The following is a 25,657-nucleotide window of genomic DNA, read 5'->3' on the forward strand; positions in this document are numbered from 1 at the left end:
TGAAAACGATTTCGTGGGGCAGGGGCCGACCGGATCCTGCGTCTTGTTCGTCTCTGGCTGTGTTTGGAAGTATCTGGCAGGCCGACGCCGCTGCATTGGGCGCGTCGTGCCGGGGCTGGAAGTTCACTGTCTGCCAATGTGAATTCAAATGCGGCAGAGGTCATGACATTTGTCACGCCAGCTTCAATTCGCCGCACCTGCCGGTCCATCCGGCCAGCCGTAGGAAGGGATGTCAGGCATATGCCAGAATAGTCATAGTAAAATTGTCAGAAAATACCGCAAGCGTCATTTACCCGACTTTTTTTATCGGATAGAAGCTGCGCCGAGATGAATTCGCATCAGCAAATGAGGAACGCGCACAATGTTCAAATCTGCTCTCAAAACCGGCACCTGCCTGGCCGCTCTCGTTCTGGGTGTCTCGGCCGCACAGGCCGAGGTTTATGGTCCCTTCCCGGTGACCGTGAAAGGCTATGAAGGCGACAAGACCAACTCGGTCTCCTATTCGGGCCAAATCGCCCGCCACGTGTTGCACGATAGCCTGAAGAGCCTCGCCGGCAAGGGCGACGGCGGCATGAACGCGGCTGATCTGGAAACCCAGATGCTGGCCTATTTCATGGGCAACAATGCCGAGCTGCCGATCCTTGCCCCCGCCGACAAGGACGGTATTGATGTCAAGCAGGCCACCATGGGCGACATTTCGGCCAGCGCCAACCTGGAAGGCAAGTTCTACAACGGTGCCATGTCGGCCTGGCCCGGCAACATGACCGGCAAGGAGGTCATCCGCCACATGATCGCCCAGGCGGCGAAGTCGAACGGCGGCTTTGACCCGGAAACCGGCTACAACTGGCCGCAGTTGATCTCGAAATTCACCATGGGTGCCGTGTCCTACCACCAGGCTGTCGACAACTACCTCGACGAGAAGATGGAAGCCGGCAACAAGCCGAACGGCGCGCCCTACAAGGAAGGCGCCTATTACACCGGTAAAGAGCATTCCTGGGACGAGGCCTTCGGGTACTGGGGCGCGGCTGCGCACAGCCTGGAACTGTCGGCTGGCGACAACTACACCGTGGCCAAGTTGCGTGACCTGGGTCTGGCCGACGCCAACGGCGACGGTATGGTCGACCTGAAATCGGAAATGGTCTTCGGCCCGGCTTACTACGCCGCCGGTGCCGACAAGGGCGGTGCGTCGGAATACCTGCCGACCATGTTCAACGCCTTCCTGGAAGGCCGCAAGCTGATCGCCGCCGCCGGTGGCGAGAACCTGAGCGCCGAGGACCTGGCCACCCTGCAGGGCCACGCCGCCGTCATCGCCGACACCTGGGAGAAGGTCCTTGCCGAAGCCGCGTTCAAATATGCCGGTTCCGTCTACAAGGACATCACCGCGATCCAGGAAGCTGCCGACGACGAAGCCCGCGCCAAGGCCTATGCCAACTACGGCAAGCACTGGGGCGAGCTGAAAGGCTTCGCCATGGCGCTGCAGACCGGCAAGAACAACCTGGGTGAAACCGCCGTCATGCTGAACGAGCTGATCGGCTTCGGTCCGGTTACCCTGAACAACAGCTACGTGACCGGCATCGACGCCGAGGGCAACTTCATCATGGATCGCCGCATGAGCTGGAACGACTACCAGTTGAACATGCTGAAGACCCAGACCCTGCTGGCCGACACCTTCGGCCTGTTGGCCAAGGCCAACGACCAGATGGCCGACCTGGGCAAGCTGACCGAGATGCTGGACGCCGAAACCAACGCCGAAACCGACTGATCGGTCGTCACGTTGCAGACATCCCGGGGGCGGCGCGGCTTGTGCCGCCCTCGACTTTCCGAAAGGGTGGGCTAAATGGACATCCTGTCGATCTTTTCCTCCGTGGTGGAGGACTTTGCCGACCCGCGCAAACGTATCTTCGTCGGCTACCTCGCGCTGTCCGTCGTGCTGGCGCTGGCCTGGCTGTTTGTGCTGCGTCGCCAGTCCTTCGCCGCCGCCCTGCACAAGGTCTTCGACCGCAAGGTGCTGTTCTCCGGCTCCGCCAAGGCAGACTACAAGATCTTCGTCATCAATCGCCTGATAACCTTGGGCCTGTCGCCCATGCTGATCACGCACCTGGGCATTGCCACGGCGGTCTATCTCTACCTGCACGGGGTTGATTTCCTGAGCCGCGGGGCCTTCGCGGATACACCAACTGCCCTGGTCGTCGCGCTGTTTTCCGTCGCCATGTTCGTGGTCGATGATTTCTCGAAATACCTGGTGCACCGCTGGATGCACCGCTGGCCACTGCTCTGGGCCATTCACCAGACCCACCATTCCGCCACGACGATGACGCCGATCACCGTCTATCGCACCCACCCGCTTGAAGGCATCCTTTATGGCCTGCGCGGAGCCGTGGCGCAGGGCACGACGATTGCCACCTTCCTGTTCCTGTTCGGTGGGGACAAGGTGAACCTCTACACCGTGCTGGGCGCCAACGTGATCGTCTTTGCCTTTCACATCACCGGCTCGAACCTGCGCCACAGCCATATCTCGATCCACTATTGGCCCTGGCTGGAACGGCTGCTGATTTCACCCGCCCAGCACCAGCTGCATCATTCGGTTGCCAAGGAACATTACGACAAGAACTTCGGCGCGGCGCTGGCAGTCTGGGACTGGATGTTCGGCTCGCTGCACCTGTCGGAACCCGAGGACAAGATCACCTTCGGCCTGACCGATCACGCGCCGGGGGACGAGGCCGACCTGGTCGACATCTATCTGCGCCCGTTCCGGGATATCTTTGCCTGGGGCCGCAGGCGGCTGCGGCGGTTGGTTGGTCGCCTGGCCATCCGACGGACCTGACCGCAGCCGCTTGCGTCTGCGTCAACTGGGCTGGCGCACGGGCAGCAGGCCGGTGTCGACCAGCAGGTCGATCACCCATCTGCCATAGGCGTCGTTCCCGTGCCGCCGATCTTCATGAACATATGCCTTGGGCAGGGTCATTGCACCGGGTTCCTGATGCTCCCACGGGTTGAAACAGGCCACGTCCAGCGCACGAACGGCCTGTGCAAAGGTCGCGGTCGCGAGCTGGGCCTGGTGCAATCCCGTGAAGTTGGGCGGTGCGACGACGACCACATGCGCCCCATCCGCCGTAAGCGCACGGATCAGCGACAGGGAGCTTTCGGCCTGGTGTTCGACATAGGCCTCCAGCGCGGCGCGGCTGACTGGCAGGTCGGCCTCGCCTGGGGTCAGATCACGCGCATATTGGTGCCCCTTCCAGCGAAAGGAGCCCAGCATGCGCCCAAGGTTCATGCAGCTCAGAAGCACCGGAACACCGCTTTTGAACGGGTTGGGGGTGCCGACCCGTGCCCCAAGTTTCCCGGAGGCATCCGCCACCCATTTGCGCCGGGGGGAATGTAGGCCGGTTTGCGGTCGGTATTGCACATCCGCCTCGAACCAGGCGGTGCCCGAGAAAGTCAGGATTTCGCTGTTCAGCCCGGCGGCCTGGCAACCTGCCTGAAGCGCGCGGGTGTGGCTGTCGCCGACGATCATGACGTCAGTGGGCATTCATAGCCTCCAGAACCTGTTCCTCGCAGGCCAGCTCCAGGGCACGTTCCTCGGCCTTCAGGACGGCTTGGCGGTCCTGTGCCGCCTTGTCGGCTGCGTGGGTCAGCCGCGCGCCGCTCAGGTCGAGACCGGCAAAGAAATGCTCCATCACCAGTTGCACCCCATAGGGGGCAACACTGCGCATGTTCGGCAGGAAGAACTGGCCGCGCGTCGGAGGGCTTGCGATGATCTCGTAGGAGGGGAAATAGTCGATGCCCGCGTCCTCCTGTGCCAGATCCCCGGCCACCGCGCGCAACACCGATTTCGAATAGGTCGTCGCGACAAGCACGTGGTCCTGAGACGCCGTCGCGGTCAGGGGCACCGGCGACACGGTGAGGATCAGCTTCAACGCCGGGTTCAACGCGCGCATGCCTTCGATAGCAGCCTTCATGGAGGCCATGATCTGCGGATAGCTGTAATTGTGGAACTGATGCAGGTCGCCATCAAAGGAACCGGCCAGGGTGCCCGGGCACATCGCGTAGGGCTGGCCGGATTGGGCGTTCTCGAACCCCTCGGTCAGGCCCAGGGTGAAGACGAATACATCGGTGTCGATGATGGACCGGCGAAAGGCGCGCGCAGTCCCGCGCAGCATGGCGCGGCATTCCTCGGCGTCGTCGAACCCGTCCGGTTCGATCATGGGACGCAGGCTGTCGCGCCACCGGCCGTCCTCTTCCCACAGTTCGACCGTATCGGCGAGCTCTGGCGTGGTGGCCAGAGAGACCCAGTATTCCAGGGCGCGCGCGGTGTAGATATTCGCAGTCCGGGACGAGAAGATGCTGTAGTTGAACCGCGCTTCCAGATGTTCGGGGAAGTTGGACGGGGCGGGCTCGGCGTCCACCCAGGGCTGCCCGCGCCCCTGAAGCGCGCGGCTGATATGCTGTGCGAAACAGGACCCGTAGGTGGAAAAACGCGCATTCGCGGGCAATTGGAAGCCGGATTTGTACAGGTTTTCATACCCGTACACCCCGGGTTCAGCCACGCCGGTGCGCCAGAATGCTGTCTTCGGCTGCGCGGAGAACACCGTTGCCCCGGTGTTCCCTGAATTCTTGGTGCTCATGATCTCTGCTCGAACAGGTTCGTAATTTTTTTAACGATTCTCGTGGGAAAGAGGCCACAAGTCAAGCAAGCCCTGCTCATCGCGCCGCGCGCCCATCAAGCGTACGGGGAAAATGGGGCGTGGCACCATTCGGTCTGCGCGGCAGCTGGCCTTGGATCGGTGTGTCTGCGCATAACTCATCCGCCGAAGATCACTGGACCCGTATGGACAATGGCCGGGCACGCATCTGTGAGCCACGTAGAAAACTGCCGAGTGCCGTCATCACGACCCAAACGGTCCAACCTCGGTGCGGGACATGTACCTGACAGCCCTGCCTATCGACACCGTGCAGATGACCGCAACACCGCGGGTTGATACCCAAACTCGCAACGTGCGTTTGGAATGCGAAGGTGACACTCCATTGGGCAAGGTTAACCTGCCAGAGGGCCATGACGGCAGCCAACAGCCCCCTTGGTGGTGCCCGGCGCCTGGACCTCGGAGCAAGAACAGCTACCGTTGAACGACGCTCACAAGATGGCTGAGCGCGTCGTTGTCCTTACTTTCGACGTCCGTGGCCGGGCCAAGTTGCCCATCGGAGCCGGTTGGGCCGACAGGACCAAGGTGGGTAGAAGTTGGTCCCTGTGCCCCGCCCTATTGCCCGGCCTTCACGCCGTCCATCGCCAGGGCTTCCACGAGGCGACCGAGAACTTGTTGTCATGGGCCGCGATCAATCCCCGGTCTACCTCGGACTAGTAGGGCGCCTGATACCTGATGTTGTTCTCATCCGTCGTGCTGGCCCCCGGAAGCAGGGTGTCGGCGGCGTCATCCGCCACCGCGGCGGTCATGTAGCCGGAGAGTGCGTAGACGCCCAGGCCGGAGATGCGGACGGCATCCACCCCGTCCAGAGCGGACAGGAAGGCGGCGGCATGGATGTCGGCGGTCTTTATGGTGGGATCTTCGACGTCGCGCGGGCTGCCTGCGCTTTCCCCCGGTAAAGCTGAGGGGCAGGCCGCAGACTCCGCGCGACCTGTTGGAGCACAACCGCATCCGATACCGGTTCCAATCATCCGACCGCATCGCGCCCTGGAGCTTCGAGGCTGCAGAGTGCGCGTTCACCGCGGATATCAAAGGCTGCCTTGTAACCAGTACGCTGCCGCCTCGAACGATCTGGGCAAACAGGGGCTGGGACTGGTCCAAACGTTTCGGGACTATGTTGCCGAGGCGTTGAAGGCTGGAATATTGGTTTCGCTGCTCGAAGATCACTTGAGCGCAACCCCGGCATCGCCCCAATTTCCCGCGTGAATACCGCGCGATGATGCCGCTCCGGCCGTTCATGGAGCACCTCCGGCCCGCCACGATGGATACCTGACCATCGACCCGTGGCGTTGGGCAGGGCGTCCGGCAGCCCCGCTTGCTGCAAAGGGTCTTCTTTTCGTGGTGCAAAGGGCGCACACAATAACGTTGACCGGTTTCCAAGACTCTGCCATTTGGATTCGCAGTCCGGTTTCGGGATTCGTCCCGAAAGCAAAAGGGAATGCAGTGCGGTGCCTTGCGCACCTAGGCTGCAGCTGCCCCCGCAACTGTAAGCGGTGAGCACGGCTGAACACGCCACTGGGGTCAACCCGGGAAGGCCAGACCGTCGCTTTGACCCGCAAGTCAGGAGACCTGCCGGATATGCGCCCTTGGGAGGGGTGCTGACAATCGGCGACGGGGTGTGCGTCGGGAACATCTGCCCAAGGATGTGGGCTGTTCCTTCGTCCTGTTGCCTCACAGAAATGCGTGCCGGGGTTGGCACGACAATAGAGGGACGTAAGTTCATGAAAAAGTTGCTTTTGGCTGCAACTGCCGCGCTGACTCTGCCGATGATGGCACAGGCGCATTTCCTGCTGGAATACACCGAAGACACGATGATCGAGCGCCCGGGCGACGTGCCGGTCAAGCTGATCTTCTGGCACCCGTTCGAAGCGGGTCACGCGATGGTGCTGGAGAAGCCCGAGGAGTTCTACGTGATCCACAATGGCGAGAAAATCGACCTGATGGACACGCTGCAGGAAACCACTTTCGAGGGCCCGGAAAACTCCGCCCCGGCCTTTCTCGGTTCGGTTCCGGTCAAGCGGTCGGGGGATTACGTGGTCGTGACCGTGCCCACGCCCTATTATGAGGAATCCGAGGATATCTATATCCAGCAGATCACCAAGACCTACCTGAACCGCAACGAGCTACCGACCGACTGGGATCAGCCGCAGGGTCTGGCAACCGAAATCCTGCCGCTGAACAAGCCTTACAACATCATCGCCGGTTCGACCTTTACCGGTCGCGTTCTGAGCGAAGGCAACCCGGTGGCTGGCGCCGAGATCGAGATCGAATACATGGCCGCAACGCCCGAGATGGACGGCAACGGCGCCGCTGCGCCGACCGCCTCGCCGCTCCCCGGTGGCTCTGTTGTGGCGATCTCGGATGACAACGGCTACTTCAGCTTCGGTGTGCCCAAGGCGGGCTATTGGGGCTTTGCCGCGCTGGGCTCGGGCCCCGCAACCGAACATGAAGGCAAGGAGCTGAGCCAGGACGCCGTGATCTGGATCCGCGCCTGGGATCTGGAATAACTCCATGCACATCGTAGATGGGGCCCTGTCCAATCCTGTTGTCATCGGTGGCGCTGTCGCCGCGGCTGGTGGCATTGCGCTTGGGCTGAAATCTCTGGACCTGGACCGCATCCCCACCGCAGGGGTGCTGTCCGCCAGTTTCTTCGTGGCATCCTTGATCCACGTGCCTGTCGGGCCCTCATCGGTGCATCTGATCATGAATGGCTTGGCCGGGCTTCTGCTCGGCTGGGCCGCCTTTCCAGCGCTGTTCGTGGGGCTGCTGTTGCAGGCCGCGTTCTTTGGCTTCGGCGGGCTGACGGTTCTTGGCGTCAACACGTTGAACATCGCGTTGCCCGCAGTGCTGGCGGGAATGCTTTTCGGCAGGTTGATCGGACGCGGCAGCGAGGTGCAGGGTGCGATCTGGGGCAGTGTCGGCGGGGCCTTCGCCATTGCGGCCACGACCGGTATGGTGGCCGTGTCACTGGCGCTGTCGGGGGATGAATTCCTGCCAGCGGCCAAGCTGGTGTTCTTCGCGCATATCCCGGTCATGGCGGTTGAAGCCGTGCTGACCGGTTTCGCGGTTCTGTTGGCGCGCAAGGTCAAGCCCGAACTCTTTGCAAGGAGGATGTCCTCGTGAAACATCGTCTTTTGATCTGCACGTTGGCCTGCGCCATGTTCGGTGCCGTGATTTGCGCCCCTGTGCCCGCCCTGGCGCACAAGGTCATCGCCAGTGTATTTCCCTCGGGCGACGTCATCGAAGGCGAGTTGGGTTTTTCCAACGGCGATATGGCCGTCGGGCAGGAGGTCATCGTCTTTGGCCCGGATGGGGCCGAGATCGGGCGGACCGTCACGGATGAGGACGGTTTCTTCCTGTATGCTCCGACGCAGCCGGTCGCCCACACCTTCCGCGCCGACATGGGCGCAGGGCACGTGGCTGACGTCACCATGCCCGCCGATGAGGTCGCCAAGATCATGGGCGTCGCCGCCGTTGAGGTCGAGGTCGCCGAAATCATCGCGCCCGCTGCAACCGGGGCAGGGGTCACCATCGCCTCGCTGTCAGACGAGGAACGCCTGATCATTGCCGAGGTTGTTCGCGATGAAATCCGCCCCCTGCGTCGGGAAATCGCAGTCTATCGCGAGAAGAACGACCTGCAGAGCATTCTGGGCGGTATCGGTTATATCGTCGGCCTGTTCGGCGTCGGCTTTTATCTTGCCGCGCGACACAAGCTGGCAAGCTGATGGCGCATGTTCTTGAAAACCCGGCAAAGACGCTGTCCGAGTCAGGGCAGGGCGGCGGCCATGGGGCGATCGGGGGACTGGACCCGCGGGTTCGTATCCTGGCGACCTGCCTGTTTGCCATCGTGACCGTGGCGCTCAGCACCATTCCGGCCTTGCTGGCGGCCTTTGCCGTCTCTATCGGGTTGCTGCTGATGGCGCGCCTGCCGCTGCGCCGCACGCTCAAGCGCATGGCGATGATGGACGGGTTCATCATCTTCATGCTTGTGCTGATGCCCTTTTCGATGCCGGGAGACGTGATCTTTACCGTCTTCGGCTTTCCGGCCAGTTGGCAGGGCTTGTGGAGAGCGGTTGAGATCGCGCTGACCGCGAACGCGGTAATCCTTGCGCTGATGGTTCTGGTCGGCACCATGGAACCGGTGACCTTGGGCCATGCGCTGTACCGGCTGCGCTGCCCGGAAACCCTGGTCCATCTGCTCATGTTCACCATTCGCTATATCGAGGTGCTGCGCGAGGAATACCTGCGGCTGCGTGGCGCGATGAAGATCCGTGGCTTTCGTCCGGGAACCAACTGGCACACCTATCGCAGCTTTGGCTACCTGGTCGGCATGATGCTGATCCGCGCCATCGAACGGTCCGAACGGATTCTGGAAGCGATGAAATGCCGTGGCTTTTCGGGCAAGATGCTGATGCTGCGCGAGTTTCGTTTTGCCCGTCGGGACCGGGATTTTGCGTTGTGTATGGTCGCGCTGTGCCTGGCACTTTTCTTGGTAGAAGTCGCATGACGCTTCTGATGCTGGAGGACATCCACTTCGCCTACCCTGGCTATGCTCCGGTTCTTTCGGGGGCATCGCTGTCGCTGGAACCCGGTCAAAGACTGTCCGTGACCGGACCGAACGGAGCGGGAAAATCCACCCTGCTGCGCATCGCGCTGGGCCTTCAGAAACCAGATGCGGGCACCGTGACCGCCTTTGGGCAGATCCGTTCGCAAGAGGCGGATTTCCACGACGTGCGGCGGCGCATCGGCCTTGTGTTTCAAGACCCGGATGATCAGCTGTTCTGCCCTACGGTCGCTGAAGATGTGGCCTTTGGCCCCCTGAACCTTGGTCAAACGCGGGAACAGGCCCTGGCTACGGTGGATCGGGTGCTGGGCGACTTGAACCTCATGCACCTGCGTGACCGCGTCACCCACAAGCTGTCGGGGGGCGAAAAGCGCCTGGTCACGCTGGCAACCGTTCTGGCGATGGAGCCCGAAGCCCTGTTGCTGGACGAGCCAACCAATGCGCTGGACACGAAGAACGAGGCGCGTTTGCTTGAGATATTGCAGTCCCTTCCGCAAGCGATCCTACTGATCAGCCATTCGCCCAGCTTCCGGGCGGCGTTGGCGCCGCAAGCGCTGGACCTGCAGGACGGCAAGCTGATTACGGTGTAGATCTCGCACCTGGGCAGGGCGCAGCGCCGCCCATGTTCGCCAAGAGCGGGGAGCACCTAGTGCGGTGTTTTCTGAACATCCGCAACCGTGATGCTGTTTGGCCCGCGCGCCAGCCACCAGCGGCGGAACGAGAACGGTGCAAGACGTTCTATGCCGATCTGCTGATTATGCCGATACACGACAGTAAGTACCTGCAGTACCTCAAAGTCATGGCAGAAACATCGGTATAATCCGCACTGCAGGACACCTGCCACCATACTCGCCGGACCTGAGCCCCATCGAACAAGCGTTCTCGAAGTTGAAAGCTCACCTCCGAAAGGTGGGAGCCAGAACAATCACCGACGTCTTTGAGGCCATCGGAGCAATCTGCGACGTCTACGCCCAACCGAGTGTTGGAACTACTTCACGGCTGCAGGCGATGTCTCAAGTTAATGTCGACACGCTTAAAAGAATTGTTTCCGACGTATTTGATCATCCTTGCGCAGCCTGTTTAATTATTCCAGAATGCACGCGTAACGCGAGTATGTTAGGTTTTGTATCTTGAACACACATTTCAGTCAGTCGGATCGTCAGGGGCGGCTGAGCACGTCATTGGGCAAGGACGCTTTGGTTCTGTTGCGCCTCGACGGAAGCGAAGAGCTTTCGGGTGATTTCGAGTGGCGGGTTGAGGCGTTGTCGACGGATAAGGCCGTTGATCTGCACGGCCTTTTGGGCACGCATGCTACCGTTGAAATCGACCACGCCACCGGCACGCGCGCCTTTGATGGGATCGTGGTAGAGGCTGCCCATCGGGGCGATTTCGAGAATGGCTGGCGTTATGATCTGGTGTTGCGCCCTTGGCTGCATGTCGCCGGCTTGCGCCGCAACATGCGGATATTTCACTGCAAAACCGTGATCGAGATCGTTGAGGAGGTGCTGGACGCCTACGCCGATCTGGGCGATCCACACTTGGAGGTCAAGACCTCTGCCGACTACCCGACGCTGGAATACACCGTGCAGTACGGCGAAAGCGACGCGGATTTCGTGCGCCGGCAGCTGGAGCGCCATGGCATCACCTGGAGCTGGGTTCATAGCGAAGGCTCCCACGCAATGGTGCTGACAGACGCGGGTTTTGCCCTGCCCGAGGTGCCCGGCGGCATGCGGCCGTTTTATGGTGTGGACGAATACCACCGCCACAAAGAAGAGCATTTCAAGGACTGGAGCCGGGCCGAGCGCGTCACCACGGGCGCCGTGCGCCTGACGGAATACAACTTCAAAAGGCCAAACGCAGCGCAAGAAGTAGATCAGACCGGCACTGCCAGCCACACCAGGGGCGACGTGGAAAGCTATGATTGGCCCGGCGACTATCTGGATCGGGGGATGGGCCAAGGCATCGTCCAAAAACGGATTGACGCCGAGCGCGGGCAGGCGCTTCGGCATCGCGCCAAAGGCGATGTGGTCACGCTTGGCGCGGGTTGCCGCGTGACCCTCGGGGGGGACGACGTGCCGGGGGCAACCGGGCGCGGCTTTATCTGTCTGAAGGCAGAGCACCGGTTCCGCTCACAGGCTTACGGATCGGGCGACAGCGGGGCAGACGAAACACCCTATGAAGGCTGCTACGTGCTGCTGCCCGACGACGCTCCACTGCGCCCCGAACAGCGCACCATCGGCCCGCGTGTACAAGGTCCTGAAACCGCCGTAGTGGTCGGCGAGGGCGAGATCGATTGTGATGAGCACGGCCGTATCCTGTGCAAGTTCCACTGGGACCTTGACGCTGCCCACACGATGCGGGTGCGGGTGAGTCAAAACTGGGCGTCCAAAGGCTGGGGCGGCATGGTCATCCCACGTATTGGCATGGAGGTCATCGTCGAACATCTGCGCGGTGATCCGGACAAACCCATCGTGACGGGCTGCGTGTATAATGGTGCGAACAAACCGCCCTATCCACTGCCGGAACATAAGACAAAAAGCGTCTTTCGCAGCGATAGCCACAAGTCAGACGGCTTTAACGAGCTGAGCTTCGAGGACGCGACCGGAGCTGAAAACATAAGTCTTCACGCCCAGAAAGACCAAACGCTCAAGGTGTTGAACAACCGCATGAAGCGCGTCGACAACAATCAAGTTGAAAGCGTCGGCAACAACAAAGCCATCAATATAGGAAAGAACCATCAGGAAAACATCGGCGGATCGATGAACTTGTCTGTCGGAACTGGTGGATTTGGCTTGATGGGCGCGATCGGGGCAGTGGCTGCTGCGGGCGGCCAGGACGCTGCGGCTGGATCAGCGGCGGTTGGCAACAAGGCCGTAACGACATTCGTGAGCACGTTGGCCGCAGCAGGCGTGGCGGTCGAGGCTATGACCGGACGCGCCGCAGGCTCGTTCGAGCGTGCGGGGCAAAACCGAGAGGTGGCAGGCGCGGATCAGATCAATGAAGGCACGGATTTTGGCAAATTGCTTTCCAAGACCATGCCGATATCAGGGATCAAAAACACGGTCGTCGAAAAGTTTGTGAGCGACACGATTGGTCTGGCGCGCACCGAGCAGATCGGGGCCTATAAAAACACCTCCGTCGGTCACACAATGACGGTGCATGTGGGCAAAGAATTCATCATCAACTGCGGCAAGTCCAAATTCATTATGGACAGCGACGGCAACGTCACGATCATCGGAACCAAATTCAACTTTTCCGCATCCGGACATTTCCAGATGAACGGTAAAGTTATTGATCTGAACTAGGGGCGGACCGGTGGCTCAGGACGATCCTCCAAATCGTGTCGTGCGCGAACCTTCGGCAATGGAAGGCGGCGGGCTAACCGAGTCGGCTGTTGAGGGAGTGCGCGGCATTCTGTTGGCGACGCCTGTCGGTCGCATGATGGAAGCAAGCCAGGCTTTGCAGGCTCTCACGGAGATGCAATCGAACCGTTTGATCATGCAGTCAGCCGATATGCTTGGCATCGGTGGGAATGATCCCTTGGATCTACATATCGCGAGCATTCATGCCTATGCCCGAATGAATTTCGTGAGTGGGACGATCCTGAGCCCGCTGGATAACATCCCGACGTCGGGGATCGAGAGATCTGCAGGGCTTGCGGCAATCGCTGATACTGAACGGGCGAACCCTGGATCGTTCCGAGATATGATGTCGGGCGATCAGGCAGCAAGGGATCAATATCAGGCGGCCGTTGATGAGGCGGTTGCGAACCCTGAGGCCACACTGATCCCGCCAGTAGAAAGCACTGTTACGAGCGGTAACGTACGAGTTACTGGCGGCTGCCGCCCTTTGCGGATTTGCTTTTCTCCGGAGGCCAAATATAGGCGACAACCGCTGCGACGTGAATATGACCGCCAACTTCGATTGCAGCAGGAGGGGCTAAACAGGATGGCGCCGGGCGACATCGTTGCGAACCGTGCGGCCTATTGTGCCACTCCGCCGCCCCGCCCCGCCAGCCCCACACAAGCTGTCGCGAAAACGGCCTATAAACGGGCATACAGGCAGTATCTTCAAATGGCGGATAGGGCGGCACCGAGAGCGGCGAGGGCCGCGCTTGCTTTGACCCGTACCGTGCGGGTTAATCGGAATGCCCGCACGATGGCCGCACTGCACAATCCTGATCGGATCGCTGGTGGTGGGTCTGCGGTGATTTTCACACCGTCGGATGCGGCAAGGGTCGCGGCGGGCGGCAGAGCCAATTCGATTGGCCTTAGCAATGTGAACTCTTCGATTGGCTCCAGTTGGGGGGGGTGCAACAATCCGAGGTCTCGCTCCTCGAGGCTTGAAGAACATGCGCGCCAACAGGCCGCAAACAGATGTCGAAGTGTGCAAGTCACATTGGCGATATGTTAAGACTGATAGGAGATTCAATTCATGCAAGACGATGTGACGAATGAAGAAGCAATCGCGGTATCCCGCACGCTGTTGCTGCGGTCATTGCCTCAACCCAACCCCTCAGAGCTGATTACTCCCTCAGGGCTTGAGAGGCTGGCACAGGCGGGAATTGAGCACTACGCAGAGATGGTTAAGGATCGCGGAGTTGGCTACGCGCGAGGCGGGCGCATGGCATTGGCCGATCCTGTTTTGATGGACCCCGTCCTGACGGCTCTTGGTTTAATGCCGGAGCAAGGACTGGCGCTGACGCTGGTGCATACGTCGTTTGGTCAGACTACGGTTCTTACGACAGAAGGCGATGAAATTTTCATTGATCCCATTGTCGGGGAAGTGACCATTTTTGAGGGCGAACGAGAAGATTCACTTTGGTTTGAGGTTAATCTGGCGTCTCTGATAGACGGGCGCGCAGACGAGGCTAAAGACGCACTGCCATCCGATACCGGAGGTGACCTTCACATTGAGGCCGCGCGGCAGCATGGCGAGCCGCGTGCGGGCCAGTGTTTCAAGCTGCCGATCAATCACGACGCCCCTCAACGATTTAGCAATATGGCTACGGAAATCACAGACCTTGTGCCCTATCTCCTGCAAATCAAGGCAGAGCGGGGCTACGAGATAATTCGCATTGACCCTTCGTCACTACCTGCTTTTGAGGAAGACGAATACTAATGCCTCGGATAAGGCGATGTTTCTAACGGATTGAAGATACCGAGAAAGAGGGCGACGACATGAGTATCCCCAAAGAAGGCAGTAGAGACATTGGCGACGGCATCATTGTTTGCCTGGCCCCGGACGTCTGCAAAACGCCTGTAGGGTCGTCGATGGTGCCTGTGCCCTATTCGATCACGGCCAAGCAGGGCGATGACGCCAATACGGTCGCAACCGTAATAATGACCGGAAAGAGAGCGCATAACATGGCCTCGCTTGTGACGAAATGCACGGGCGATCAACCGGGAACAGGGACAGGGGTGAAATCCGGCACGGTGGGGAGCGTTTGCCACCCCAAGAGTCATTCCTCAAACGTCAAGGTGCGCGGGCAATTCGCCATCCGCAATTCGGACGAGTGGTATATGAACAACCGCAACACGGTCGGAAAGCTGGTCTATGTAAAGGATTTGAAGGTCGATAAGCCGACGCCGGCAATCGAGCTTGCACAGAATCCCAAACGGCACGAGTAAGGGGGCCTGTGTCACATGCGCTAAGTATCTGGTGCAATCACGGTTGTTGCTGACGGGGTTCGTGCATGGCTACAACGGAGAGGTCGCACAATTCGGGCCGGAGGACAAGCCGAGCGTTCGGATCGACGGGCCGGATTACCCTGAGTCTGAGGCGGTTTTGAAACGGTACGAGGTTCCGTTCCATTTATGAACGACCACTGGACACTGAAGCCAGACGATGACAATTGGGGTGGTGATTGATGAACCCTGACGACCATACATTCTTTCGAGGTGCGGCCCTGTCGTCCGACAGGTTCGTGGCTGTAGCATTTGTTGATGCGCTTGAGCGGCCAAGCGAGCCTTCTTCTCGGATGATCTTGACGGAATTTGATGCTGCCTCGGGTATCTGGGCGTCTCATCAACAGGACGATTTGCAGATCAACGCGTTGGAACGGTTTTTCACTCCCGAAGGTATCCAAGGCCGAGCTTTGTCCGAAGAGGGCGCAATCATTGACACAGGTTCGGGGGAACAAGTCGGTCAGACTAATGCGCAAGGAACGATGTTCGCAGGGTTAGCATCCAATGCAACCAATATTGTCGCAGCTGGTCATGGTGGTTACTACTACCGATCCCAGAGTGGGCGTGATTTCGGGCTGATAACAAGTGATCCTATATATGAACGACCAAAATTCGGAGCCGACCCAGAGGCCTTCTCTGATTACTATGAAAGCCAGACAATCGTGTTTGAAGTCGCGATGAACGACTCGTGGCTTCTAGCGATTGCGTCGGATCAGGAAGGGCAAACGTTGAGCAGCCGTGGCAATCTGGAAACCTATCCAAACGCACGGATCGTGGTCGGAGTTACATGGGACAATGCTACGAATGCGTTTTGGTTTTGTGGTCATTCCCCGGACGCACAGGTGTTTCGCCTCGACCCGCCAATGGGTATCAAACGTGTGTTTCATGCTCAAAGTGAGCGACCCGTGTTCGCCTCTGTTGCAATTGTACGCGGACCGATTTGGGTCGGTGAATATGGAATGAATGATGGTGGCGTTTGGGCCGCGCCTGTTTCCGCGCCGGAAGCATTGCGTCCCATAGACTTGCCTCAAAACTATCCCGCATCGCCCGTTTGGAAGATTGCAACGCATGAGGATGCTCTTTGGGTTTTGCGATCAAAAGACCTGTTGCGCCTTCAAAAAGATACTAGGGAACGCTTTGTGCCTCCAAATGGATGAAGTCCAATGCTCCACGACAATAACACCCCCTTTGCTGCCTTAGCCTTCGATCAGTGGCACCCCAACGGATCGACCATGGCAGTTGTTTCGGCGCGCGCGCGTATCACGATCGCGCCGGACGGGGCGCAGTTTTATGTCCCCGATGTAGAGCTCGTTCTAGCGGATAAATTCGCGGGCGATCCGCATAAAACGCCGCTACTGTTGGTCAACGATCTGATCCCCTACAAACCGTCTGCGGACGTCACATTGGCAGCTACCTTGCAAGCCGCAGAGCCCACCACTTCATTGCTGGGACAGGTGCGCGCCGGTGACAGAACCACGACAATTCGCGGCGTAGGTGAGCGCAAATGGTTCTTTGACACGCGTTGGCGGCTAAGCGATCCGGAACCGATCCAATCACTGGACGTGTGCTACACCAAGGCCAGCGGAGGGCGGATTATCGGCGACCCCGATGGTGAAGTTGATCCCGAAAATCCGATTGGCGCGGGCGTCGTCCATCCCGAATACACACCAAAATCACGAGAATATGTGGCGCCCCAGATCGATGATCCGAATGATCCTATTACGGGCGACATTAATAGCCGCCCCCGCGTCGTCGGGCTCGGTGCTGTGCCGCCTTGGTGGGCGCGTCGGCTGAGTTTTGCGGGCACTTACGACAAAGAATGGGAGGACAATGTGCACCCCCGTTTGCCCACGGACTTCGACTACCGCCATTATCAAGTCGCTCCCAGTGATTTGGTTTTGAACGGCTATATTCTGCCTGGCATGACTGTCGAAACATCCGGTTTTCGCCCGAACGGCGCGGCGTTCTCATTTCAGATCCCCGATATCGCCGCCGTCGCACGGTTCAGTTTTACTGATGGTCGCGAAGTGTGGGCAAGATTGCATATCGACGGTTTGCATCTCGACCTCACTCAAGTCACGCCAACCTACGATTTGACGATGCGAACCTGGATCGAAACCTGCCCGTCGCTCTACCGCGTTGATCTCGACGTGATGACGCAGAAAGACGCAGCGGACTTACGGTTGCCGGTCTCGGGTCACGAGGGGTTGATTGAGGCTGGTTAAAGGTATCATTCGGAGCGTTCGTGCGCTCAAGAAACTCTGGCTGCGCAATTCGCGACGGCAGTCTGAAAGAGCTCCTTAACAAAACCATTCTGGCAAAAAGGTTCCTTCTGGCATGCCTACATTTCGCCGCACCGCAAACGGCCTCCCGCCCGTTTTAGAAGACAAGTGTTGTTGGACAGCTGGCTTCCTCGAGAATAACAGGCTTTAGCCGCAGTGCATAAAGCTGGTAAAATCGGCTCGTCAGACCCCTTCGTAGCGCGGATCACGAATGGCAGGAATACGGCGGGAGTCTTCAGAGGTCATTTTGCTCGGTCGCTATCGACTTCAGATGTTCGCGTGCGGGTAGTTATGCGATGGCAACCTATCTCGTGAAGGATGCCATCGGTTTTTTACAGTGTTTCGAGGAAGCCAAGCAACTCGTCGCCGGGTTTGAAACGGCCAGCGCCGGTGGATATCGGGGCCGTTCTTGCCAACGCACGTTCCTTGATAGCCATGTCGGCATGCAGATAGATATCGGTCGTGCCAACCTGTTCATGCCCAAGCCAAAGTGCGATGACCGATTGCTCTATGCCGGCGCGCATCAGTCGCATTGCCGCACTGTGCCGTAAAACGTGCATCGTGACCCTCTTCTGGCGGAGCGATGCACAAGATTTTCTGGCACTATCGACATACTTCGCAAGTCGATGCTCTATTGCATCGCGGCTCAGAGGTCTTGTCATTCGAGACACGAAGAGCGCTTCTGTTGGGTCACCGTCGCGCTCCCTTAGCCATTGCCTCAACAGCGACTTCATTTTCGCGGTGATCGGTGTGATCCGCATCTTGCGGCCCTTGCCCGTACAACTGACATGTGCACCGGTTCCAAGATGAATGTCCCCGATCCGCAGGTTGATGATCTCGGAAACGCGCATTCCTGTCTCAGCGGCGAGCGTGAACAACACCTTGTCCCGCCTTCCGGTCCAACTGCGAGGATCCGGGGCGGCCAGCAGCGCCGTCAATTCTTCCTCATGGAGGTATGTAACCAGCCTGCGGTCAAACCGTTTCGACGGTATTGCAAGTACGCGTTCTATCGTCGCCGCATGTTCCGGGTGGCAGAGCGCAGCGAAGCGGAACAGTGATCGTATCGCTGCCAATCGCGCGTTGCGGGTGCGAGCGCCATTCTTTCGATCGCGTTCCAGGTGGTCAAGGAACGAACTGATTAACGATGCGTCGAGATCATCGATATCGAGTTTTGACGGCGGGATCGATTTGCTTCTATGAACAAAGACCAATAGAAGCCGGAAGGTATCGCGATAAGCCTCGATAGTGTGGGGGCTGACCTGACGCTGCCGGATCAGCCTTTCCGAGAAGAATGCCTGAAGCGTCGGAGCAAGCTTGGTCATGATGCTTCTCCCAGGCTTTGTTCCAGTCGGCGACCGACAAGTGCCATAAGTTCCGGCGCCGCCGACAGATACCAATATGTAGATGCTGGATCGACGTGGCCCAGGTAGGTGGATAGAAGAGCAATGCGGTTGCCGGGTTCGTTGCCATCCCGGTAGCCGTCAAGAATTGTCTCGACGGCGAAGGTGTGGCGAAGATCATGCAGGCGCGGTCGACACGATGATGATCGAGGCATCAGCCTGGCGGTTTCAGCAAGTCGACGAAAAGCCTTCTGCATGCAATTGTAATCCAGCCGCGTTCCGACCGTCGACAAGAACAGGGCACGCGTTCCACGATGTCTCTTGGGCTGACCGTCACGCCCCAGATAGGCAGACAACGCCACCACCGAGCTTCTATGCAACGGGACTTCGCGCGTCTTGTCGAACTTGGTATTGCGAACAATGAGTACACCGTTTGCGATGTCAAAGTCCTCAACATCCAGCATGATCGCCTCGCCAATGCGCATCCGGGTCGAATAAAGAAGCATAATCAGTGTTCGAATTGTCACGCTATAATCTTCAGATCGAAACACGTTCGTTGCATCAAGCAGCGCTGTCAGATCTGCTTTTGAAAAGACGAACGGCGTCGAACGCCCCTTCTATTGGACAAGAACATGGGTGGGCGGAATTTCTGTAGCGGGATCAATGCTGCGCATGTAGTTGGCGAAACGGCGAACCACAGAAAGCCTGGCATATGACCATGTCTGACCGGCTTGGGGCAATACGGCCCAAGCGACCGTCTTCTCCGTTGTGATATGCGTTTCACCGAGTTGTTCGAGATATGTAATGAATTGCGCGAGAAGCTTCTCCGATCTGGCAAGCTTGAAGCCGAGCGCTCGGCGTGTGGCGAAGTAGTCGATTGCGGCCTGGCGAAGAACATTCATGCGACTTCTCCCGGCCAGACGCGGGCAATAGTGCGCAATCTTTCGCGATCAACCTTTGCGTATATTGTCGTGGTGATCATCTGTTTGTGGCGCAAAATCTGGCCGATCTCCTGCAGTGATGCGCCATTGCGCAACATCTGGGTGGCAGCTGTGTGACGCAAACGATGAGCGGATATCCGTTCGAACCCGCACCGTTTAGCGGCGTGTGCAACAAGTTGGGTCACCGCGGCAGAGGTCATTGCACCGTGCGGGGCTTGATTCCGAACAAATACTGTTCTGTCCACCGCCGTGGTCGGTCGCCAACGGGATATGTAATCCGCAAGCGCCTTACCAACGTCTTCAGGCAATGGCAGTGTCTCAATGCGCTTGCTCTTGCCGCGAACGATGACAATTTCGCCGGATCTCCAATTTATGTCATCTAAAGAAAGGCTCGCAACTTCGCCAGCTCTGAGGCCGAGGCGGGACAGCATCAGTAGTATTGCGTAGCGGCGGGAACCAAGCTTGGTATCTCGGTCACAAGAATCAAGAAGCCGTTCAAGCACATCGGTTTCAATGCCCTTCGGCAGACCAGTCAGGCGGCGCCCAGGAACAGTGGGCACAGATGCCGTCATTGACCGGTCAATGATGCCCTCAAGTTGGAGGAATGTTAAAAACGCACGTAGAGCCGTAACGAACATAGCAGCGCCTGATCTGTTCAATGTTGGACATATCGAGACAGCGAAAGCTATAATTTCGGATTCTGTAAGGTTTTTTAGGTTTTGAAGAGTGCATTCGGAGCCACAAGCACGAGCTTCCAGCAAGGGAGCAAGTTCGGCAATATACCGTGTTGCTGTCGTCTCCAGGATTCCTCGTTCACCAACAAGGTACCGGCGATATCGTCCTATGAGCTTTGTCAAGGCTCCAGGCGCCGGACCTTCAGGTTGCTGCACCACGATACCGATTTTGCTGAAGTAATCCAACACGGGCTTCATTGCACGCATTGAGACAAAATCTGTTTGACCAGCCGCCACACGATCATTCAAGAAATCTTCGATATCAGATTGTCGAAGCTCGTCCGCTGTCCGTCTCCTGGATGCAAGCCACTGATCGAACTCACCGAAAAATCGCCTTTGTTTGCCGCGATAACACAGGCTGTACCCAAGTAAGGCAACATGGTTGGCAAAGCCGCCAGCATACGCCTTCAACGGCCCGCTGACTTTTGTCTCTTGCAGTACAATTGTCATTGTATCCTCCGATCGGTTTTGAACCAGAGGACAATGGACCATTGTAAAGAATTATGCCGATGTTTCTGCCATGACTTTGAGGTACTGCAGGTACTTACTGTCGTGTATCGGCATAATCAGCAGATCGGCATAGTAGAAATTATGCCGAGGTCGGCATAAGACGTTGTCATCGACGCCCCGCGCATGTCTGGACGCAAAGGCAAATCCGTCACCGCATATCGGTCCGGCAGCTTGAGGTTGCGCCAGGGATAACTGCGCTCCACATTGTTGCGGGAACTTGAGGAGGAATCAGTGCAGACATTCAACATGGGGCGCGTTCCGCCGGTGACTTTCGGGGCCGGTCGGATTGCGAAGGTGCCTGCTCTTGTCGCAGGGCTTGGCGGTGGGCCGGTGCTGATCATTGCAGATGCAATCTTGGCCGAACTTGGCGTCACGCAACGCCTTGCCGACCAGTTGGCCGCCGAAGGGGTGCCCTTTGACATCGCCGCCGACGTCGCGGGGGAGCCAAAGGAAACGCTGGTCGATGCCCTGTGTGCACACGCCCGGTCTGTCGGGGCCAAATGCATCATCGGCCTGGGCGGCGGTGCTGCAATGGACGCGGCCAAGCTGGTCGCAGCGATTGCGACCTGTAACCAACCCGCGCGCGACTTTGCGCTGGCTGCCCGGCCGCTTCCGGCGCAGGGCCTGCCCGCGATCGCCATCCCGACAACCGCCGGAACCGGATCCGAGGTCACACGCACCTCGGTGGTCTCCACGCCGGAAGGCTCGAAATCCTGGTACTGGGGCGAAGAACTGATGTTCGCGCAAGCCGTGCTTGACCCGGAGCTGACGCTCAGCCTGCCGCCGCACCTGACCGCCTGGACCGGGATCGATGCGGTGGCCCATGCTCTGGAAGGGTCAACCGCAGCCACGACCAGCCCCGCGGGCCTGCTATATGGCCTGGAAGCGCTGCGCATCCTGTCCGACGCCTTGCCGCGTGTTGTCGCGGACGGTGCCGACATCGAGCTGCGCGGGCGGGTGCTTTGGGGCAGCATGGTTGCTGGTCTGGCCCTACACAGCTGCAACACGCATATGGGGCATAATATCAGCCATGCGCTCGGATCATTGGCCCGGGTGCATCATGGTCTTGCCACCGGGCTGGGCCTTGAGGTGAGCTTGCCCTGGTTGGTCAGCCGCGCGGAAGGCGCCGAAAACTATGCGCGCGCCGCCGAGGCCCTGGGTGGTCCTGCCCGGGCCGAGGCTCTGCCCGAGGTGTTCGCGAACTTGATGCGCGCCTGTCAAATTCCCGCGCAGCTGCCCGCCGAATGCACCGGTGTGACCGCTGCGGCGCTTGCGGCGGAAATGAAGACCCCCGCCAATCACGGTATGTCGCAGAATGCGGCCTGCAGTGTTGGGGATGCTGATCTGGACGAGATGGCCAGCATGATGATGCGCCTTCCCATTGCCGGTGAGGCCACTTAGCGCGGCCGGTGAACCCTATGCATGGGCAGGCCGGTTCAGCATCGCAGAATCTGCCGATTAACCGGATCACATCCTGACGGGGCAGGGCTTGCCCCGTCAGCACGTCCGACTGCCTCGGCTCCGAGACGCCCTCTCGGTTGCTCCTTCGCGGGTCATACCCCTCCGAAACGTGACTGTGGATCAGTCGATCGTGGAGGCTCACCAGTTATTCGGCCAATGCCTGCAAATCCTGTCAGAATGCTTGATGAGTGTTCGAACTGGCCGTCGGGGACGGGATTGCCGCTGCGGGGGCGAAAGCTGATTACATCGAACCGGGCTCCGCGTGGGCGTACGGGTATCGGCTAGCTGAGCTCCAGGCGAAAGTCGGAGTCGTACCTCGCTTGCAGGAACTCGAAGAACCGATCATGAAATAGCGCCGAGTGCTCATGCGCCAACCGGTCGGCGGCATCGACATCCTGTTTTTCGATGGCTTCGATCATTGTGAAATGCTCTGGCCCCAGGGCCCTTCCGCGGATCGAGTTCTTCGTGAATTCGAAATGCATGTGCAGAATCCGGCGCCCTTCATCCAGCAGGCGACCGTAGGACTCTGTCAGGTAGGGGTTCCGTCCCGCTCTGGCGACGGCCATGTGGAAGGCTTTGTTGGTCGCGGACATATCCAGATGTGCCTCGCGCGCGCAGGCCTCGTCGTAGGCGCGGGCGCAGTCTTGCATGACAAGCAGATCGTCATCGGTTCGGTGGCGGGCGGCGAGCCGGGTCGTGAAGCGTTGCAGCAGGTCCAGGGCTTCGACGTATCGGGGGAATTCCATCAGGTTGATCGGCGTCACGATCGTGGTCCGGTTGGACAGCATTTCGACCATGCTTTCCGCAGACAATCGCACCAGGGCCTCGCGAATCGGAGAGCGTGACATCGAGAACCTGTCGGCCAGGGCGGCTTCATCCAGGGGGGTTCCCGGGGACAGTTCAAGTTCCAGGATCTCTCGCTTCAACGTCTCGTAGACATGTCTGCCGCCACCACCCCGAGCGGGCTTTGCCGTTGGTTTGTTTTTCTTTTTTGCCGTGGTCGCTGTCTCGGATGCCATGACGTCTCCCGCGAAAGTTTCATATGCGAAGGCTGACATCTTCGAAATATACTGACCTGTCGACGAACTGTCGACTAATTTTCTGCCACCTATCACGTCGACAAAGTGTCGACCAATCCGAGCGAGAACTCGGGAACCACGGAGGAGACCTGACATGAAACTCAAAATGCTTGGCCTTGCGATGGCCGCTTTGCTGACAGCGGGGTCGGCCTCTGCCGAAAGCAGACTGGACACGGTGAAGGAGCGCGGCAAGCTGCTTTGCAGTGGCCATAACGGCAGCTACCTGGGGTTTGCCGAGGTGGATGATCAGGGCAACTGGAAGGGCCTGGACATCGACCTGTGCCGCGGGCTGGCGGCCTCGCTGTTCGGTCAGGCGGACGGCAACCTGGAAATCGTGCCGATCAGCTGGGCACAGCGCTGGCCCGCGCTGCAATCGGGTGACGTGGACGTGATCATCAAGCTGTCGGGCTGGAGCCAAAGCCGCGACACCGAGCTGAACCTGGCCTATTCGCGCCCCTATTTCGTGGCTTCCTTCCACGTCATGGTGAATGCGGACCTGGGCGCCGAATCCGTTGCGGACCTGGACGGCGGTTCGATCTGCGTCTCGGCGGGCACCTCGACCGAGCGCTTCCTGGCCGCCTATATCGAGAAGCTGGGCATCGAGGCCGAGTTGATCGTGTTCGAAAGCGGTGACGAGGTGCGCAGCGCCTATTTCAACGGTCGGTGTGACGGGTTGACCCTGCTGGCGCCGCCGCTGGCGGCGGCCCGGGCCAAGTCCGGCAACCCCGAAGCCCACGTGATCCTGCCCGATGTGATCGCACTGGAGCCCGAAGGGATCATTGTGCCCGAGGGCGATCCGAAATGGCTGGATGTACAGAACTGGATGGTCAGCTCGCTGTGGTTTGCCGAGCTGAACGGCATCACCCAGGCCAATGTCGACGAGATCCGCGCCAACCCGCCATCGGCGCAGATCGGAAAGTTCCTGGGCGTGACCCCGGGCTATGGCGAGCGTCTGGGCCTGTCCGATGACTGGGCCTACAACCTGATCAAGGAGATCGGCAACTACGCCGAGGTCTTCGACCGCAACGTGGGCGAGCCCTATGGTCTGCCGCGGGCGATGAACCACCTCTACACCAATGGCGGCGTCTTCTATCCGCTGATGGTGGACTGATCCCCACCGGGGCCGGGATTCTGACCGGAACCGGCCCCTTTTCCCAACCCAGAAACGCGGGGTGTTGATTGGATGATGACGTTGCTCAGAAAAAAGACGGTCCGTGACAAGGTCCTTCAGGCCGGGTTTGTCGGAACCCTCGTCGGCCTGGTCATCCTGTTCACGGTGACGGCGCGCATCAATCTCGACGCGCAGGGTCTGACCTCGGGCTTCGGCTTTCTGAACCGGGCCACGGGCTGGGACGTCAACTTCTCGCTGATCGACTTCTCCACCACGGACACCTATCTCAAGGTGATCTGGGTCGGCCTGTTGAACTCTCTGTTCCTGGGCGCGATCTCGCTGACAATTGCCACCGTGCTGGGCACGGTGATTGGGATCATGCGGGTGTCGGGCAACGAGATGGCGGGCCTGATCGGCGTGACCTTTGTCGAGCTTTTCCGCAATATCCCGCTGCTTTTGCAGCTGTTCTTCTGGTACGCGATCCTGACTTCGCTGCCCAAGCCGAAACAGGCCATCGACCTGGGGGGCGTGGCCTTCATCACGGGGCGGGGCATCTACCTGCCCGGGCTGAACGTGACCGGCGGGTCGGTCTTCGTGGCCGCCTGCGTTGTCCTGCTGGCCCTTGGCCTCTGGCTGTGGCTGAAGACCGGCCGCCGCTTTGCGGGCACCGGAGAGGACCGCAAGCGCGGCCTGGTGCGCGCCCTCTGGCTGGCGGTTCTGGCGCTGGTGATCCTTTGCCTGTGGATCGGCCGCATCCCGGAGACGCCGCTGACCAACCTTCCCTATCTCAAGGGGCTCAACTTCCGCGAAGGCATTCGCATCTCGCCTGAGCTACTGGCCTGTATCGTCGCCATCTCGATCTACGGCGCGGCCTATATCGGCGAGATCGTGCGGGCCGGGTTCAACGCGGTCGGCAAGGGGCAGTACGAGGCCGGCTATGCGCTTGGCCTTACGCAATGGCAGATCTTCAGCCGCATCCGCCTGCCGCTGGCCATTCGCGCGGTGCTGCCCACGCTGATCAACCAGTATGTCTGGCTGTTCAAATCCACCACGATCGGCATTGCCATCGGTTTTGTCGACTTCTTCTTCGTGATCTCCACCGCGATCAACCAATCGGGCCAGACGCTGGAACTGATCGCCATCCTGATGGGCGGGTTCCTGGCCATCAACTACTCCATGGCCTGGGTGCTGAACCGTGTGAATGACGCGATCAAGCTCAAGGGCACGCAGCTGCGCACGTGACGGAGG

The 25,657-nt window shown here is 59.4% G+C and carries 24 protein-coding genes, 1 pseudogene and 1 riboswitch; of the genes and pseudogenes, 17 read left to right on the forward strand and 8 right to left on the reverse strand.

Annotated features, from left to right (window positions below; all coding sequences use genetic code 11):
* The first annotated feature begins 361 nt into the window (after positions 1-361).
* Together ACO07D_RS14915 and ACO07D_RS14920 are read left to right on the forward strand one after the other, a co-directional pair.
* On the forward strand, positions 362-1,762 hold the full coding sequence (locus tag ACO07D_RS14915; protein WP_421703740.1) for a DUF4856 domain-containing protein: 1,401 nt from the start codon (positions 362-364) through the stop codon (positions 1,760-1,762).
* Between the two features lie 75 nt (positions 1,763-1,837).
* On the forward strand, positions 1,838-2,824 hold the full coding sequence (locus ACO07D_RS14920; protein ID WP_421703741.1) for a sterol desaturase family protein: 987 nt from the start codon (positions 1,838-1,840) through the stop codon (positions 2,822-2,824).
* A gap of 21 nt (positions 2,825-2,845) precedes the next feature.
* Here the strand turns inward: ACO07D_RS14920 and ACO07D_RS14925 are convergent, their stop codons facing one another.
* The 3 genes from ACO07D_RS14925 to ACO07D_RS14935 all read right to left on the reverse strand — a co-directional run bounded on the left by ACO07D_RS14925 (position 2,846) and on the right by ACO07D_RS14935 (position 5,671).
* Positions 2,846-3,529: a hypothetical protein gene (locus ACO07D_RS14925; protein ID WP_421703742.1), complete on the reverse strand. Its 684-nt coding sequence runs from the start codon at positions 3,527-3,529 to the stop codon at positions 2,846-2,848.
* Positions 3,519-4,625, reverse strand: a complete 1,107-nt coding sequence (locus ACO07D_RS14930) for a GSCFA domain-containing protein (RefSeq protein WP_421703743.1) — start codon at positions 4,623-4,625, stop codon at positions 3,519-3,521. Before ACO07D_RS14930 ends, ACO07D_RS14925 begins: the two co-directional genes overlap by 11 nt.
* Positions 4,626-5,353: 728 nt before the next feature.
* Complete coding sequence (locus ACO07D_RS14935; RefSeq protein ID WP_421703744.1) at positions 5,354-5,671, reverse strand: hypothetical protein; 318 nt, start codon at positions 5,669-5,671, stop codon at positions 5,354-5,356.
* A gap of 418 nt (positions 5,672-6,089) precedes the next feature.
* Positions 6,090-6,291, forward strand: a riboswitch (cobalamin riboswitch).
* A 130-nt stretch (positions 6,292-6,421) separates the two neighbouring features.
* Between ACO07D_RS14935 and ACO07D_RS14940 the strand changes: the two genes are divergently transcribed.
* From ACO07D_RS14940 to ACO07D_RS14995, 12 genes and pseudogenes are all read left to right on the forward strand, one after another.
* Positions 6,422-7,207, forward strand: coding sequence for a DUF4198 domain-containing protein (locus tag ACO07D_RS14940; RefSeq protein WP_421703745.1), 786 nt, complete (start codon positions 6,422-6,424; stop codon positions 7,205-7,207).
* A gap of 4 nt (positions 7,208-7,211) precedes the next feature.
* On the forward strand, positions 7,212-7,823 hold the full coding sequence (cbiM, locus tag ACO07D_RS14945) for a cobalt transporter CbiM (RefSeq protein WP_421703746.1): 612 nt from the start codon (positions 7,212-7,214) through the stop codon (positions 7,821-7,823).
* Positions 7,820-8,425 (forward strand): cobalt ABC transporter permease, encoded by a 606-nt coding sequence (locus ACO07D_RS14950; RefSeq protein WP_421703747.1) that lies wholly within the window; start codon positions 7,820-7,822, stop codon positions 8,423-8,425. The genes cbiM and ACO07D_RS14950 overlap by 4 nt, the downstream gene beginning before the upstream one ends.
* On the forward strand, positions 8,425-9,207 hold the full coding sequence (gene cbiQ, locus ACO07D_RS14955; RefSeq protein ID WP_421703748.1) for a cobalt ECF transporter T component CbiQ: 783 nt from the start codon (positions 8,425-8,427) through the stop codon (positions 9,205-9,207). Before ACO07D_RS14950 ends, cbiQ begins: the two co-directional genes overlap by 1 nt.
* The gene (locus ACO07D_RS14960) at positions 9,204-9,854 is read left to right on the forward strand and encodes an energy-coupling factor ABC transporter ATP-binding protein (protein WP_421703749.1); all 651 of its coding nucleotides are present in this window, start codon (positions 9,204-9,206) and stop codon (positions 9,852-9,854) included. Before cbiQ ends, ACO07D_RS14960 begins: the two co-directional genes overlap by 4 nt.
* A 244-nt stretch (positions 9,855-10,098) precedes the next feature.
* A pseudogene (locus ACO07D_RS14965) lies at positions 10,099-10,286 on the forward strand (transposase); the annotation flags it as partial.
* Positions 10,287-10,394: 108 nt separating this feature from the next.
* The gene (locus ACO07D_RS14970; RefSeq protein ID WP_421703750.1) at positions 10,395-12,569 is read left to right on the forward strand and encodes a type VI secretion system Vgr family protein; all 2,175 of its coding nucleotides are present in this window, start codon (positions 10,395-10,397) and stop codon (positions 12,567-12,569) included.
* A 10-nt stretch (positions 12,570-12,579) separates the two neighbouring features.
* Positions 12,580-13,677, forward strand: coding sequence for a polymorphic toxin type 15 domain-containing protein (locus tag ACO07D_RS14975; protein ID WP_421703751.1), 1,098 nt, complete (start codon positions 12,580-12,582; stop codon positions 13,675-13,677).
* Positions 13,678-13,698: 21 nt separating this feature from the next.
* Entirely contained in the window at positions 13,699-14,385 is a 687-nt protein-coding gene (locus tag ACO07D_RS14980) for a hypothetical protein (RefSeq protein ID WP_421703752.1), read from the forward strand.
* 59 nt (positions 14,386-14,444) lie between these two features.
* The gene (locus ACO07D_RS14985; RefSeq protein ID WP_421703753.1) at positions 14,445-14,894 is read left to right on the forward strand and encodes a DUF4150 domain-containing protein; all 450 of its coding nucleotides are present in this window, start codon (positions 14,445-14,447) and stop codon (positions 14,892-14,894) included.
* A 239-nt stretch (positions 14,895-15,133) separates the two neighbouring features.
* Positions 15,134-16,108, forward strand: coding sequence for a hypothetical protein (locus ACO07D_RS14990; protein ID WP_421703754.1), 975 nt, complete (start codon positions 15,134-15,136; stop codon positions 16,106-16,108).
* A 6-nt stretch (positions 16,109-16,114) separates the two neighbouring features.
* Positions 16,115-17,176 (forward strand): DUF2169 family type VI secretion system accessory protein, encoded by a 1,062-nt coding sequence (locus tag ACO07D_RS14995; protein ID WP_421703755.1) that lies wholly within the window; start codon positions 16,115-16,117, stop codon positions 17,174-17,176.
* Between the two features lie 389 nt (positions 17,177-17,565).
* Here ACO07D_RS14995 and ACO07D_RS15000 read toward each other — a convergent pair whose 3' ends face one another.
* Genes ACO07D_RS15000 through ACO07D_RS15015 form a run of 4 tightly spaced genes read right to left on the reverse strand, consistent with a single transcriptional unit; the run spans position 17,566 to position 20,698 of the window.
* A complete protein-coding gene (locus tag ACO07D_RS15000) occupies positions 17,566-18,555 on the reverse strand; it encodes a tyrosine-type recombinase/integrase (RefSeq protein WP_421703756.1) in 990 nt (329 codons plus the stop codon).
* Positions 18,552-19,151, reverse strand: coding sequence for a tyrosine-type recombinase/integrase (locus ACO07D_RS15005; RefSeq protein ID WP_421705038.1), 600 nt, complete (start codon positions 19,149-19,151; stop codon positions 18,552-18,554). The genes ACO07D_RS15000 and ACO07D_RS15005 overlap by 4 nt, the downstream gene beginning before the upstream one ends.
* Positions 19,152-19,190: 39 nt before the next feature.
* Positions 19,191-19,475: a hypothetical protein gene (locus ACO07D_RS15010; protein WP_421703757.1), complete on the reverse strand. Its 285-nt coding sequence runs from the start codon at positions 19,473-19,475 to the stop codon at positions 19,191-19,193.
* Positions 19,472-20,698 (reverse strand): site-specific integrase, encoded by a 1,227-nt coding sequence (locus ACO07D_RS15015; RefSeq protein ID WP_421703758.1) that lies wholly within the window; start codon positions 20,696-20,698, stop codon positions 19,472-19,474. The genes ACO07D_RS15010 and ACO07D_RS15015 overlap by 4 nt, the downstream gene beginning before the upstream one ends.
* A 291-nt stretch (positions 20,699-20,989) precedes the next feature.
* On the opposite strand from ACO07D_RS15015, the gene ACO07D_RS15020 reads away from it, so the two are divergent.
* The gene (locus ACO07D_RS15020; RefSeq protein ID WP_421703759.1) at positions 20,990-22,159 is read left to right on the forward strand and encodes an iron-containing alcohol dehydrogenase; all 1,170 of its coding nucleotides are present in this window, start codon (positions 20,990-20,992) and stop codon (positions 22,157-22,159) included.
* Between the two features lie 341 nt (positions 22,160-22,500).
* Here ACO07D_RS15020 and ACO07D_RS15025 read toward each other — a convergent pair whose 3' ends face one another.
* Complete coding sequence (locus ACO07D_RS15025) at positions 22,501-23,238, reverse strand: GntR family transcriptional regulator (RefSeq protein ID WP_421703760.1); 738 nt, start codon at positions 23,236-23,238, stop codon at positions 22,501-22,503.
* A 154-nt stretch (positions 23,239-23,392) separates the two neighbouring features.
* Here ACO07D_RS15025 and ACO07D_RS15030 point away from each other — a divergent pair, with 154 nt between their 5' ends.
* Together ACO07D_RS15030 and ACO07D_RS15035 are read left to right on the forward strand one after the other, a co-directional pair.
* A complete protein-coding gene (locus tag ACO07D_RS15030; protein WP_421703761.1) occupies positions 23,393-24,409 on the forward strand; it encodes a transporter substrate-binding domain-containing protein in 1,017 nt (338 codons plus the stop codon).
* Positions 24,410-24,481: 72 nt separating this feature from the next.
* Positions 24,482-25,651 carry an amino acid ABC transporter permease gene (locus ACO07D_RS15035; protein ID WP_421703762.1) on the forward strand — a complete coding sequence of 390 codons (1,170 nt, stop codon included), beginning with the start codon at positions 24,482-24,484 and terminating at the stop codon, positions 25,649-25,651.
* Positions 25,652-25,657 lie beyond the last annotated feature (6 nt).

Source organism: Aliiroseovarius sp., assembly GCF_965228805.1.
GTDB lineage: Bacteria > Pseudomonadota > Alphaproteobacteria > Rhodobacterales > Rhodobacteraceae > JASBTN01.